Source organism: Planctomycetia bacterium (assembly GCA_034440135.1).
Taxonomy (GTDB): Bacteria; Planctomycetota; Planctomycetia; order Pirellulales; family JALHLM01; genus JALHLM01.
Map to the genome: position 1 here is coordinate 25515 of JAWXBP010000056.1, position 13332 is coordinate 38846.

Below are 13332 nucleotides of genomic sequence, written 5' to 3' on the forward strand. Positions count from 1 at the left end.
CGCCGATCTTCGCGCTCTTGTCCCCCGGACACTCGGCGTGCGACAATTCCATTGAAAGAATATCTTCAGTTCGACTCACCGTATTGGGAGCGCGTCACATGCGAAACGCATTTGTTCTTACGGCGTCCATGACACTAGCTTGCCTGAGCGCGGTTTCCGCGGCGCCGGCGGCCGAAGTGCCGGCCACGCCGAATCAGGTGGAGTTGGAGGCCAAGTTCGCCAAGACGATGTCGCATGCCGTGATGCGGGGCGGGTTCACGCTCGGTGAAATCAAGCCCGACCAAGCTCTCAAGGAGGACAAATACACGCTGGGTGAAGTCAAGAAACTTGACAGCGGCAAGTGGTTGTTTTCGACGCGCATTCAGTATGGCGATCACGACGTCACGGTGCCGTTGATCCTGGACGTAGTTTGGGCGGGGGACACGCCGGTCATTACGCTGACCAAATTCACGGTTCCTGGCTTGGGCATGTTCACGGCCCGCGTGCTCGTCTATGGAGACCAATACGCGGGCACCTGGGATGGCGGCGATCACGGCGGGCATTTGTTCGGCGTGATCGAGCGGCCGGAAAAGAAGGCCGCAGACGCGCCGGCGGAAACCAAGTGACGATGACGCGTCCCTCGATTCTGATTGCGGAAACACCGCGGCTCGTCCTGCGCCATTTCGATCCGTCCGATACAGCCGATTTGCGTCCCATCCTGGCCGCCGCGGAGGTGATGCGGTTCAGCGTCAGTGGTCCGCTCGACGCCACGGCGGTGGGCACGTGGTTTACGCGGATCGCCGATTCTTACGCCCTGTACGGATTCGGGCATTGGGCCGTGGTACGGCGAAATGACGAGCGATTGTTGGGCTTTTGCGGGCTGTCGATGCAAACGCTCGACGACGGGAAGCAAGTCGAGATCGGCTATCGCCTGGCCCACGATGTGTGGGGACACGGCTACGGCACCGAGGCGGCCACGGCCGTGCGCGACTATGCCTTCCGGGAAGTGGGGCTCGAGCGGCTGATTGCGATCATCGACCCTGCGAATGTCGCCTCGCTGCGCATCGCGGCGAAGTTGGGCATGAGCCACGATCGCGATACAATGTATTTCGGACGCCAGGTGCATGTCTTCGCTTGCCGCCGCGACGGCGAGGTTGGAACGAAAGGAACGGAACGTTGAGTAGGGCATTCCTCATTGCGGCGCTTGCGCTGTGCTCCATGAGTGCGAAGGCAGCGGAACTGTCCAACGTCCGCGAGTTCCGCGAAATGTGCGACGCCTCGGCGATGATTCCTGTCGGCGATAACTACTTCCTGGCCGCCAACGACGAGGACAATACACTGCGGCTGTTCGAGCGCGACGGTGCGGGATCGGCAGTGGCGACGTTCAAGTTGGACAAGACGCTGGGCGTCGGGAAGCCCAGCCCGGAGGTTGATCTGGAAGGCGCAGCCCAGATCGGCGATTTGATCTACTGGATCGGCTCCCACGGTAACAACAAGGACGGCGAACCGCGGCCCAATCGGCATCGTTTCTTTGCGACGCGTTTGAGCGGCATCGGCGCGAACCTCAAAGTCGACCTGGTCGGCAAGCCGCAGACCGGGCTCTTAGCCGCGCTGGCGAGCGATACTCGGCTGGCCGATTGCCGCTGGAGTGAGCTCACGCAACTCGCTCCGGAGCAACACGGCGCCGTGAACATCGAAGGGCTGGCTGCTACGCCGCAAGGCACGCTATGGATTGCGTTTCGGAATCCCGTTCCGGCTGGTCAGGCATTGCTCGTCGAAGTGAAGAATCCCGGCGAGGTCATCAACGACCAGCCTTTCGCGCTTGGGCGGATCGCGCGTCTCGACTTGGGCGGCAGTGGAATCCGCAGCCTGGAGTTCTGGCCCGCCGAGAAGGCATTCCTCATCGTCTCGGGACCATTCAACGACGACGGCGCGTTCGAACTCTGGCGCTGGAGCGGCGAGCCAGCCGACAAGCCGACGCAACTAGCCAATGGCCGCATCGAAGGTTACACGCCCGAAGCCGTGGCGTTCTTCGGCGACCGCGGGCGCGACCTCTGGGTGCTCAGCGACGACGGCTCGCGCAACGTAAACGGCGAAGACTGCAAAGCAGCGCCCAAGAAACAACGCCACTTCCGCGCCGGCTGGATCAAGCTCCCGGAGTAAGGTCTTGCCGATTTGAAGCGCAGTGGCGCTGAGACGCGGTTCAAGCAGGGGATCGCGATTTTCTGGCGATCATGCCGGCCAGGTAGCCGGCTTTGAAGCCGGCGTCGATGTTGACGACTGCAACGTTCGCGGCGCAGCTATTGAGCATGCTGAGGAGCGCCGCCACACCGCCGAAATTGGCGCCGTAGCCGACGCTGGTCGGGACCGCGATTACGGGGCAATCGACGAAGCCCCCCACCACGCTAGGGAGCGCACCTTCCATGCCAGCCACGACGACGATGGCGTCGGCGTTGGCGAACTCCGGCAATCGGCGCGGCAAGCGGTGCGGACCGGCGACGCCGACGTCACTGATTTCCACGACTTCGACGCGCATCCATCGTGCCGTCTCACAGGCTTCGTCGGCCACCGGCAAGTCGCTGGTGCCGGCCGTGATCACAGCGACGCGCCCAAGCGTCGGCGTCGAGGAAGCTGCCATCCGGCGAAAGGTCCGCGCCCGGTGGTTCCACACGCCGTCTGGGAAGTGCGCGCCGAGCGCCTCGGCTTGCCCGGGATCCAATCGCGTAGCGAGGACGTCCTGCTCGCGTACGATCAGTTCGGCCACGATCCGCAACAAACTCTCGACCGGCTTGCCAGGGGCATAGATCACCTCCGGATAGCCGCACCGCCGCTGGCGGTCGAGATCGACCGTGGCGTCCGCCAGGTCGGCGACTTGCTCGCGTGCAAATGCCGCGCGCAGAGCGTCGAGCGGCAAATCTCCATCCAAAAAACGTTTGGCAAGTTCCGTGGCGGCGTCGCGATTCATACCCGTATTGTAACTAACGCGGCCGCCGTAGGCTGCCGTCCGCCGGCCTCTGTGCCCGCGCCGCTCCTTGCGAGGGTCGCTGGCGACCGGTATGCTGGCGGGTGTTTTGCTAGCGCCCTCGCCATCAAGGAGGAGTCGCGATGTTGGTGCTCTCGCGTCGTTTAGATGAACGGATTCAGATCGGCGCCGATGTAACGGTGACCGTTGTGCGGATCGCCGATGGCGTCGTGCGCTTGGGCATCGAAGCGCCGGGCCACGTGACCATCGTGCGCAGCGAAGTGCAGGTGCGCCAAGAAGAAGGGCCGAGCGAGCGGCGGGGGCCGGAAGTCTGCCACTAATGGCTGGCGCGGTCCATGCGCTGTAAGGTCAGATCCTCGACACGACGTGTCGGCGTCATGCTGGGGTCGTTGTCCCGACGAACCGGCGCGGTGCGCTGCCGCTGGAAATCGCGGATTTCTCCCAGCTTCCAGGCCAACGCGGCGGCATCGGCATTTTCCACTTCCGGGGCGAATCCCCAGCAGATAACCCGATCCTGTTCGGTGATCAGGTCGAACGCATAGTCCGTGCCACGAGGGGAACGCGTCGGCAACGCCTTGGGCGCGATGGCTTTTAGCTCCAGCGCCGACCAGTCGTCCTTCAGTACATCGGCGATCTCCGCGCCGCCAATCACACGCTGGTCGTTCCAGACGGCGCCGGCCAATCCCGTGGGAGCTTCGACGCCCGTCAGCCGTGGGAGTTTCGCGAGCGCGTCCGGGCGTACGTCGTCGATGGGGAGCAAAACGGCTTGCGCGTCGACAAGGTAGCTCGCATTGGGCAAATCCACGCGGCAGACGGGCCGGCGGTATTTGACTTCGGCGTCGATCCGCGCCGGAAAGGATTTGCGGATCGACGTGACCTCTTCGACCCAGGGATGCAGCGCAAAGGCGCGGGCCAGATCGATCGTCAGGCGATCGTTCAGCAACGACAAATTGCCTTCCAGACTCGCATCGCGGACCACGTCGCGGCGAATATCGGCGCGCTCGTTGAGCCAACTCGGCGATCGCGGAAGGTGCAGCTCCGCGATCGGCACCTGGTATTCCGCCTGCGCGAATACGTCCTCCCGGACATTGCGCCAAATCGCCGCGCACAGGCCAATGCAGCCTCCGACAAAGCACCCCATCAGCAGCCAGCGCCGCGCCGTGCGCTCACTCAGCAAACGCGCAGGGACCATCGCCCTTCGGAAAAGCCTGCCCAACAGTCGCGGTTGATCCGCGACAGGGGCCAATTCCTGCTTTTTGGGAGTCGTCATGAAGGACGTCGCAGTGCGGTGAATCTTCGCGAACAACCCGGGCTCAAAGCGCGTGGCCGCGCATCGCATCACTTATCGTCCACCCGAGCGAGGCGTCCGCAATCTGCGCGGTGAATCGCCGGCAATCGCTGCAGTCCGCCGGATTTGCGAAACCGGCGGGATCGCCAAGAACGTCGCGATTTACCAAATCTCGATGTCGGTTTCCAATTCGACGCCAAGACGGTCGTTGACGCGTTCGCGGATCAGTTCGATCAGTTCGATCACATCCCGGCTCGTGCAGTTCGGATCGGCGATGATGAAATTGGCATGGCGGTCGCTGATTTCCGCGGACCCGAGACGATGCCCTTTCAGACCAGCCTGGTCGATCAGCATCCCGGCGCTCATGCCGCGCGGGTTGCGAAAAATCTGTCCGGCGCATTGGTGCCCCAGCGGTTGCCCCGCCTTGCGGACGATCCATTGCTTTTGCATCCGCTTGGACAACTCTTCGGGATTCTCGGACTCCAACTCGAATTCCGCTTCGAGGATCACCAACTCGTCGAGGCTGCTTTGCCGGTAGGCGAACACCAGATCCTGGCGCTCGTGCTCGATGATTTCGCCGGCGCGATTCATCACCGTGGCGCGCTTCGTCCACTGGCCGATGTCGCCGCTGCGCGTGCCAGCATTGAGCCGCAACGCTCCGCCAACCGTGCCCGGAATGCCAACGAGCGACTCCAATCCTGCCAGGCCGTGCGCGACGGCTTCGGACATTACATGTCCCAGCCGCGCGCCGCCCCCGGCGCGGACCGCATCGCCGCTGGCTTTGATTTCGGCGAACGCCGGGGCGTCGAGTCGCACGACGACGCCTTTCACGCCCTCGTCGCGGACGAGAATGTTCGAGCCGCCTCCCAGCAGACGGACCGGCAGGCCTTGTTCGGCCGCGCGTACGACTACGGATTTCAACTCGTTGCGGTCGCGGGGCGTGGCGAAGAATTGCGCCGGCCCGCCAATGTGCAGCCAGGTGTGCAGGTAAAGCGGCTCGTCACTTCGAACGAACGCTTCGAATCCGGTGCTGAAGGACATTCGCTCGAACCTCGGCCTGTGTCCGCGAAAGAATCGTTCGCCGCATTTTGAGGCGTGCGACGGCAATCGTCCAGCGGGCGGGCACGGATTGCCTCGCCGCGTCAATGAACCGGGGCGTCCCAAAGGACGCCCCGGAGAACAGCATTTACAAATGTACGACTGCTTATCGGCCGCGCGACTCGCCGCCCGAAGGACCGTAAGGGCTACCTCCCGGCGGACCACCATAGGGACTGCCGCCTGGTCGGCCGCCGTAGGGGCTGCCACCGCCATAGGGACTTCCGCCTGGCGGCGCCCCGTAACCGCCGCCAGCGCCCAATTCCTCGAACTTCTCGGCACGTTTTCGCGCCGCGTCGGCCGAGGCGACCGCCGTGCGATCGGTCAGTTCTTCACGAATTTCGAAGTTGCCGTCGGCGTCCATCGTCAGGATGCGCCCTGGCGATTCCTTGGCCGAGGCTTTGCCGATCCGCACGCCGCCGAGGATATCGACCACGGTCAGGTCGGTTTTCAGTTTCACGTTTTCGAAGCTTTCGACCTTAGGCTTCGTGGGATGGACGTATTCCATCTTTTTCGCAGCCCAATTCACCAATTCACCGCGTTCGGCCTTGTCGGCGATGGAGGCCATCACGCCCTTGGCTTGGTCGAAGTGCTCCACGACGACTTCGGCAATGGGGTCGAACACGCCGCGCGAAACGGACGACTTACCCGCCAACAACGCGTCGTCGCCCGGCACCCGGACGGCCTCGGTGAGCTGAGACCATTCGCCAAGGAGATACTGATCGTCCTTCAACGACGGGCTTTCCAATTGATTGGCCGGCAGGCCGTAATTCGGATTCGCGAGCCGCAACCGCACGCGATAGACGTAGGTCTTGCCGGAATCGACGGTGAAATCGAAGAACCGCAGCAAGGCGTGCTCCGGCGGCGTGTAACTGGTCATCATGCCGCCCGCGCCGCCGCCGCCGTACGGTGAACCACCGCCGCCATACGGCGAGCCGCCGCCCGGACGGCCTCCATACGGACTGCCGCCGCCGTAAGGTGAACCTCCTCCGCCAGGACGGCCGCCGTAGGGGCTTCCGCCTCCGTATGGCGAACCGCCGCCGCCACCATAACCGCCAGGTCGCCCGCCATAACCGCCACCCCCTCCAGGTCCACCGCCGCCAAGTACGTCTTCAATGCTCGTCGGCGCATTGGTCGGCGTCGCTTGCGCCGGCGGTTGCTCCGAACCTGAACCGTCATTGGCCGGTTGTTGGCCCGCTTCTTTGGCTTTCTTTTCTTCCTCTTCCAACTGCTTGTAGAGGGCGACGCGCCGGTCCATCAGCGCGGCCGGATCGAGGCGTTCGATCTCCGGGCTGTGCACGACTTCGTTGCCCCAATTGCGCGTGTAGAGCGGCGGCAACGGCATCGCCAGTCCGGGGACGATCTTTTCCGGATCCGCGATCTCCTCGTAAGTCGCGGCCCATTCCTTACGAGAATCGGCCAGCGCCTTGATCACGTTCACGTCCTGCCAATCCGAATCGGCCGGTTGTTTGCCAGCGACGAAATCGGCGCGCTGAATCTCGTACATCAAGTAGCGAGGCGGCTCGCTGAGCTGTGCGTCGCCTCCGGCCGCTTTTTTGAATTCCGCGAATTGTGCCTTGGCGGGAACCACGCCCGTGAGGCAAATCCAACGGACGCCTTTGACGACCTGTTCCGGAGTCGGAACGATCATGGGCATTTCAACGACTTCTTCGGGCTGTGTCGTCGGCGCACCGACGGGGCCGCCATAAGGTCCGGCGCCCGGCGCTCCGCCATAGGGCGTTCCGCCGCCACGACCACGTCCACCACCGCCGCCTGTTCCGCGTCCACCTCCGCCCCCCGCCCCGCCACGCGCACCAGCGCCGCCCGGGTATCCGCCAGCAGCAGGGCCACCACCGGGGTAACCGCCGGCGTCGCCGGGTCGCGAGTTTTCCGCCTCTCTAGCCGCCTTTGCGATTTCTTCCGCCCGTTTGCGTTCTGCCGCTTCCTCCTCCTCGATGGCGGTCAGCGCTCGTTTCGTGGCCGTGGCTTCATCCGCCACGGTAACGATCGCGCCAATGCCTCCACTGACCCGCATCGCGATCGGCCCCATCACCTTCGGCGCTTTACGGCGCGTCGTGGGGCTGTCGGCGGGCTTGAGCGGCTTCCAGCCATTCGCTTCCACTTCCGGATTGATCTTAATCGCGTCGCGAAACACGGCCGTGCTGACGAGATTGGCGTTCTTTTTGGCCTCTTCGTCGTAGGTGCGTCCTTCGATATGCTGCTGCGTTTGCGCGGAGATTTGCTGCAAATCCTCCGGCGTGCCGGTGAAGCGTTCGACGTTCATTGCCGAATACACCAGCCATACGAAACACAACCCGACGACCGCGAACAGCACTTTTTCGAAGTGCTTGGCGATCGCGCCTTTCAGCTTGGACGAATCCAATTTGACCTTGGGTTTTTTCATGATTTTCGGCCTCTTTAAGAGATGGTTCCTTGCCGATTTATTACGGGGTTGCCGCGGGCGCCGCGGCGGCGCCGTCCGTCGCGCCGGCGAAGCCAAACAAGCTCCGCGCGTCGCCAGCGTCCGCGCCCGATCCGGTCTTCGTCGGATCGTAAGGATTGTAGATGTACATCACGCCCTTGATTTCAATCGTGGCGTCGTTCGTGTTCTGACCCGCGGTCTGATTCAACCCACCACCGCCGCCGCCATATCCGGCAGGCGGTCCACCTTCCCCTCGGCCGCCGCCGCGCCCGTAGGGGCTGCCACCACCACCGCCGTACGGTGAACCAGCACCGCCCGGAGGGCCGACCGATGGCCCTGGCCCGGGATAGCCGCCGCCGGGACGTCCGCCAGGATATCCGCCGCCCGGACCGGCCGAGCCTCCCAGATTGGCGCGGACGCTCTCGACGACCTTGGTTTCCTGCGGGTTGATGCGGACCTGGTGGATTTCGACTCCCAGCTTCGCGTTGGCGAGATTCGCCATCAACTTGGGAATGCCGCGCTGATCGACCACGAGCACCAGGCGGACCTTCATCAATTTGAATTCCGCATACGGCGGGGCAGTCTGCGCGGCCGTGGCGTCGACTGGTTTTCCCGAGCCGTCGACATAACGGCCGTCCAGGATGATCGACTCCTTGGAAGGCATTTCGCCCTCCACGACGACTCGCCCCATGCTGCCGTACGGATTGGCCACCAGTCCGGACGCCGCCTCCAACAATTCGTTGGGCATAATCACGTTCTGCATCCCGTCGAACGGCCCGGGCAGCGTCGTGTGCTTGCCGATATCCAGACGCTGGATTTGCTTGACGATCGCATTGTCATTGTCGGTGGCGTTTTCGTTGCACAGCGCAATCGCTTCCAGCAACGAGCGATAGACGGCCAGACTCTCATGGCACATCAAGACTTCGATCTGTTGCGGCGCTCTCGTACCCCAAGTTTTGAGGCCGTCCACGCCTTGGAGCTTCGCGAAGTCAGCCGGCTCCCAATCGACGATGCCGATCATCTCCACGGTTTGCGCTCCGGCGCCGCCATAAGCCCCGCCCCCGCGAGATCCTGGGTAAGAGCCCTGCATAGGTCCGGGCGAAACCGCGCCGCTCCCCTGCGGGTACTTCTCACGCCGCACATTGACGAGCTCTTCCAGGCGCGGGAACTCCTTATCAATGAAGTTTTGATAGAGCTGCAGCATCAAGGGGGTCATTGTTGTCTTACGACCGCCGGCCTCCCAGGCCTTGAATTCCGGCAATTCTTCGGGCCAAGTGAACACGCCCCTTTGCCGTTCGTACAGTCGCTGCCACTCCTTGTCGGTGGTCAGCTTAAGCTCGTCCCGCTTCGCCTCCGCCCCCTGTTTGTAGCTAGGGTTCGGTTGAAATGGATTCGAGCGAATCGTCTCCAGTCCGCTTTTGGCGGTTTCGATCGCCGCTTTCTCGGTTGAATACATCTGGCTCAGCGATCCCTTGGCCTGATACCAACAGCCAAGGATCGTCATCGAGACGACCACCGAAACGATCCAGAAGTGGTGCTTTTTCAGCACCCCCAGGATCTCGCGCACTTTGTCCATGGCTTACGCTCCTTGCCCAGGCGTTAGGCGTCTGGCGCGGTCGCTCCAGCGGAATCGGCAGGTTCCGCGGGAGGTGGCGCGCTGGGTTGTTCTGTGGCGGCCTCGGGGGCAACGCCCCCGTCCGCCGGCGGTGGAGTAGCTACATTCCCCGCCGGAGGCGCGGCGGTCTCTACGTCTGAGGCGTCGGTCGTATCGGCAGCCGGTGCATCGGCTGGAAGAGGTTCGGTTGCCGCCGCGTCGGCGGCCGGCGAAGCGGGCGCCGGTTCGGTGGTCGTGTCCGCCGCGGGAGCAGCGGTGGCATCCGCCGGCGCGGCTTCAGCGAGTTGCTCGGCTTCTTGAGCTCGCTTCGGTTCTTGCCAGAGGAACTGCACGATGAACTCATACTTCGGCAGAGTCACCATCTTCGGACCGGTGTCGATCATTGCCGTGGGTTGGCCTTGAGCCCCTGGCGGCAATGCCATCGGAGCGGTCATCGTCCCGAGCGGGACGTCCGTTTCCGCAACACTGTACTTCCAGTCAATCGGAGGGCCCGGCAAGAGTACAGGGAACCTCACGCCCATCTCCGGCAACGAGACGGTTTTCATTCCGCCCGTGTCAGGATCGGGCACTTCGATCTTGGTGTTCTTCAGGTTCTCGATGAGCGTATCCAGCACGTACTGCGAACTGATCTGTTTGGTGTTGTCTTCCGAGTTGTGATAGTGATAGCCGCTGATCTGAATCACAAAGCCGGGGCCTGTCGGAGGCTCGACCATCGTGGCGGGAACCGTTGCTGGCGCGGCAGTGGCATCCACCGGAGCGCTCGGATCGACCGGAGCGCTTGGGTCTACGGGAACACTCGGATCGGGCGTCGCAGCGGCATCCGCCGGCACGACATTAGGATCGACGACCGGCGCCGTGGCGTCCGCTACGGGCAAGGCATTCGGGTCCACAGGCGTCGTGCCATCACCAGCCGCAGCGGCGGGGAAATTCGGATCGCCCGGCTGCGGCCATCTGGCTTGAATGACGCCGTCGTACCAGACTTTGACGTCGTCGACGAACTTCGAATCGACCTGATCGACGTAAATGCCGGTCCGCTTTTCTTCTTCTTCGGGCTTGGTCTTGCGCGGGTCGCCCTCGGGCTTCGGAATGGCGGCGTTGATGCCCTTCAACACGTCCAGCCACAGCCGGCGTCCTTCCGCATTGCGGGCGAGATTGACCGCCACGCGATTAATCTTCTGAAAATCATCCTTGGCCGTGTTGAACTCCGTTGTGTAGCCAGCCGCCGTGGTCGCGATGCCCGACGCCGTGTCTTTCGCGCTCTTGAATTTCTCCGGTTCGACGCTGGCATAGGCCCGCCAGTAACTGGCGTAGCTCAGGCTGGTGCCGAGCATCAGCAGCGCCGCGGCCGCTACGGCCCAGGGCTTTTTGGCCCGGATCATGCGGTCCTTGAGTAGTTCGCGCGGGATCAGGTTGGTGCGAATCCGCGATTCGGCCAGGGCCTGCACGGCGAGTCCGTAAGGCACGGCCAACGCGAGGAGATTGTCTTTGAACGCCGGCGTATCGACGATGCCGGCGCCGCTCAGCCCGCGGAAGTTCTCGATCCGCACGACGTCGATGCCCAAGTTCTGCTGCAAATAGCGTTGCAGGCCCGGCAACTTCATCGCGTTGCCGAGGCCGATGGCGCGGCCGATCTTGGCGTTGCGATGGACGTTCTGGAAATAGCCAATCGAGCGCTGTAACTCCGTCAGCATGTCGTTAAACACCGGCCGCATGGCCTGGAACAACAGCTTCGGATTCTCCGCCGTGGCGGCGTTGCGCTTCAGGTGTTCGGCCGCGGCGAAGGTGAGCTTTAGTTCTTTCGTCAGCGCCTTGGTGAAGTGATTTCCGCCGAGCGGAATGCTGCGCTGCCAGACGCGATACCCGTTGGTGATCACCAGGTCGGTCGTGTCGGTGCCGAGCGAAATCACCACCGTCGAATCCGGCGGGTTGTCCGGATCGAACTCGTCCGCCGGCGGCAGATTGGGCATCTGGTCGAAAGCGGCGAAGTTGTACAGCGCCAGCGGCGCCAATTGGATGACGTCAACTTCGATATTCGCTGCGTTGTACGGCTTCAAGGCGCGGAACACTTGCTCGCGCTTCATCGCGAACAGGCCGACCTCGGTTTCCAAGGCGAAGCCGTCTTCCTCGCTCCCGCCAGCCATCTGCTGGTAGTCCCAGACGACGTCTTCGAGCGCGAACGGAATCTGCTGCTTGGCTTCGTACTTGACGATGTCGGGAATCTTCTTGGATTCGACCGGCGGCAGTTTGATAAAGCGCGACAAGCCCGATTGCCCGGAGACGGAGATGGCGACGCGATCGCCACGCACCGAGTTGCGGGAGAGAAACTCCGTCAGGGCGTTGCCGACCAACTCGACCGGATCGGCCTCGGGCTGACTGAGAATCTTCGGGTACTCAATGAAGTCGAACGCGTCGACGACAATACGCTGAGCGTCCTCCGGATGCCTGGAGCATCGGAGCGCCTTGAGCGCGCATTGACCAATATCAATGCCCCAAACGGCGTTTCCTCTAGCCATCGCTCTGTTCCTCGGTCTGTTCCTTGCCAACAGCGCGAGCCGGTGCTCGTACTGTCCCGATGACGCCAGGCCGTGGAGAGGGGCCCGAGAGGAGAGGTCGGCAGCGCCATCGGATTCGACGCATTGTTTAATTTATAGGCACAACGTGCGATGTCAATAAATTCCCCGAAAAGTATTATAGTTACCGGACTTCGCGGTTCCAGACATTTACGGGACGTGGGAATGCTTCCCGTTCGCGTCATGGGACACGGCTACACTAGCCCGACGCGCAAGCGAGGGGGAGCAGACGTCGAATTCGAGTAAGGCCGTACGCACGAACGCGACGCCCGCTCCCCCTCGCTTGCGCGTCGGGCTAGTGTCGGGGCGTTCCGTTCACGTCGGTTTGGGCGGGGGCGAAGAGAGGCGACCCCCGCGAGACACCTACGAACAACTATCGGCAATTATAGAGATTTTCCCCATGCCCCAGGCGGACCGGTTGGCTCTCGGACTCGATTTCGGCACGGAGAGCGTCCGCGCCCTGCTGGTGGACCTGACCGGCCAGGAGCGCGGGGCGGCGGTCACCGCCTATCCGCACGGCCAGATTATCGATCGCCTCCCCGCCACCGGGGAAATGCTCCCCGCCGAATTCGCTCTGCAACACCCGGGCGATTGGCTGGCCAGCGCCGGGCGTTCGGTGAAGGCCGCCCTCAAAAAGGCCGGCGCGAGCGCCGACCAGGTGATCGGCATCGGCGTCGATTTCACGAGCTGCACCATGTTGCCGGCGTTGGCCGACGGCACGCCGCTGTGCTTCACGGAGCGGTTTCGCGGCGAAAAGTACGCCTGGCCGAAGCTTTGGAAACATCACGGGGCCGTAGCCGAAACGGAGCGGATCAATCGGCTCGCCGCGGAGCGGAATGAAATCTGGCTGCCGCGCTACGGCGGCACGATCGGCCTGGAGTGGTTCTTTCCCAAGATTTACGAGTCGCTGCGGAACGCGCCCCAAGCCTATGAGGCAACCGAGGTCTGGCTCGAGGCTGGCGATTGGTTCGTCTGGCAACTCGTCGGTGGAACGGCCAGCGACTTGCCGCGATCAACGTGCCAGGCCGGCTACAAGGCGATGTGGAACGCCGCGAAGGGCTACCCCAGCCGAGAATTCTTCCGGGCGCTCGACCGGCGGATGGAAAAAGTGGTACTGGAAAAAATGCCCGGGCGAATGCTGTCGCCCGGCGAAGCGGCGGGCGAGTTGACCGCCGCGGCGGCGAAGCAGCTTGGCCTGCGGGCCGGGACGGTGGTGAGCGTCGGCACGATCGACGCGCATGCGGGCGTGCCAGGCGCGGGCGTCGGGGAGCCAAGTACGCTCGTAATGGTGCTCGGCACGAGCAGTTGCCACATGCTCAATGCCCGCGAGGAACGGATGATTCCCGGCGTGGCGGGGGTGGTCGAGGGTGGGATTCTGCC

General features: G+C 63.3%; 11 protein-coding genes. 5 read left to right on the forward strand and 6 right to left on the reverse strand.

From position 1 onward, the window contains the following. Positions 1-98: 98 nt before the first annotated feature. Genes SGJ19_03155 through SGJ19_03165 form a run of 3 tightly spaced genes read left to right on the forward strand, consistent with a single transcriptional unit; the run spans position 99 to position 2142 of the window. A complete protein-coding gene (locus tag SGJ19_03155; GenBank protein ID MDZ4779231.1) occupies positions 99-605 on the forward strand; it encodes a hypothetical protein in 507 nt (168 codons plus the stop codon). Positions 606-607: 2 nt separating this feature from the next. Beyond that, a complete protein-coding gene (locus tag SGJ19_03160; GenBank protein ID MDZ4779232.1) occupies positions 608-1159 on the forward strand; it encodes a GNAT family N-acetyltransferase in 552 nt (183 codons plus the stop codon). A gap of 38 nt (positions 1160-1197) precedes the next feature. Next, entirely contained in the window at positions 1198-2142 is a 945-nt protein-coding gene (locus SGJ19_03165) for a DUF3616 domain-containing protein (GenBank protein ID MDZ4779233.1), read from the forward strand. A gap of 40 nt (positions 2143-2182) precedes the next feature. Here the strand turns inward: SGJ19_03165 and larB are convergent, their stop codons facing one another. After that, positions 2183-2944: a nickel pincer cofactor biosynthesis protein LarB gene (gene larB, locus SGJ19_03170; protein ID MDZ4779234.1), complete on the reverse strand. Its 762-nt coding sequence runs from the start codon at positions 2942-2944 to the stop codon at positions 2183-2185. Between the two features lie 140 nt (positions 2945-3084). On the opposite strand from larB, the gene SGJ19_03175 reads away from it, so the two are divergent. Continuing rightward, on the forward strand, positions 3085-3282 hold the full coding sequence (locus SGJ19_03175; protein ID MDZ4779235.1) for a carbon storage regulator: 198 nt from the start codon (positions 3085-3087) through the stop codon (positions 3280-3282). Here SGJ19_03175 and SGJ19_03180 read toward each other — a convergent pair. From SGJ19_03180 to pilM, 5 genes are all read right to left on the reverse strand, one after another. Further along, the gene (locus SGJ19_03180; GenBank protein MDZ4779236.1) at positions 3279-4232 is read right to left on the reverse strand and encodes a hypothetical protein; all 954 of its coding nucleotides are present in this window, start codon (positions 4230-4232) and stop codon (positions 3279-3281) included. The genes SGJ19_03175 and SGJ19_03180 overlap by 4 nt on opposite strands. A 180-nt stretch (positions 4233-4412) precedes the next feature. Further along, positions 4413-5291: a UDP-N-acetylmuramate dehydrogenase gene (gene murB, locus SGJ19_03185; GenBank protein MDZ4779237.1), complete on the reverse strand. Its 879-nt coding sequence runs from the start codon at positions 5289-5291 to the stop codon at positions 4413-4415. 163 nt (positions 5292-5454) lie between these two features. Beyond that, complete coding sequence (locus SGJ19_03190) at positions 5455-7749, reverse strand: hypothetical protein (protein ID MDZ4779238.1); 2295 nt, start codon at positions 7747-7749, stop codon at positions 5455-5457. A 40-nt stretch (positions 7750-7789) separates the two neighbouring features. Then, complete coding sequence (locus SGJ19_03195) at positions 7790-9343, reverse strand: hypothetical protein (GenBank protein MDZ4779239.1); 1554 nt, start codon at positions 9341-9343, stop codon at positions 7790-7792. A gap of 23 nt (positions 9344-9366) precedes the next feature. Continuing rightward, positions 9367-11895: a type IV pilus assembly protein PilM gene (gene pilM / locus SGJ19_03200; protein MDZ4779240.1), complete on the reverse strand. Its 2529-nt coding sequence runs from the start codon at positions 11893-11895 to the stop codon at positions 9367-9369. Positions 11896-12352: 457 nt separating this feature from the next. On the opposite strand from pilM, the gene SGJ19_03205 reads away from it, so the two are divergent. Next, the coding region (locus SGJ19_03205) for a ribulokinase (GenBank protein ID MDZ4779241.1) at positions 12353-13332 on the forward strand (980 nt) is incomplete at its 3' end.

What these genes read in the sequence shown, in the direction of transcription:
- SGJ19_03180 (MDZ4779236.1), bottom strand. Translation starts at nt 4,232, where the DNA reads ATGACGACTCCCAAAAAGCAGGAATTGGCCCCTGTCGCGGATCAACCG.
- larB (MDZ4779234.1), bottom strand. Translation starts at nt 2,944, where the DNA reads ATGAATCGCGACGCCGCCACGGAACTTGCCAAACGTTTTTTGGATGGA.
- murB (MDZ4779237.1), bottom strand. Translation starts at nt 5,291, where the DNA reads ATGTCCTTCAGCACCGGATTCGAAGCGTTCGTTCGAAGTGACGAGCCG.
- SGJ19_03190 (MDZ4779238.1), bottom strand. Translation starts at nt 7,749, where the DNA reads ATGAAAAAACCCAAGGTCAAATTGGATTCGTCCAAGCTGAAAGGCGCG.
- SGJ19_03155 (MDZ4779231.1), top strand. Translation starts at nt 99, where the DNA reads ATGCGAAACGCATTTGTTCTTACGGCGTCCATGACACTAGCTTGCCTG.
- pilM (MDZ4779240.1), bottom strand. Translation starts at nt 11,895, where the DNA reads ATGGCTAGAGGAAACGCCGTTTGGGGCATTGATATTGGTCAATGCGCG.
- SGJ19_03175 (MDZ4779235.1), top strand. Translation starts at nt 3,085, where the DNA reads ATGTTGGTGCTCTCGCGTCGTTTAGATGAACGGATTCAGATCGGCGCC.
- SGJ19_03165 (MDZ4779233.1), top strand. Translation starts at nt 1,198, where the DNA reads ATGAGTGCGAAGGCAGCGGAACTGTCCAACGTCCGCGAGTTCCGCGAA.
- SGJ19_03160 (MDZ4779232.1), top strand. Translation starts at nt 608, where the DNA reads ATGACGCGTCCCTCGATTCTGATTGCGGAAACACCGCGGCTCGTCCTG.
- SGJ19_03195 (MDZ4779239.1), bottom strand. Translation starts at nt 9,343, where the DNA reads ATGGACAAAGTGCGCGAGATCCTGGGGGTGCTGAAAAAGCACCACTTC.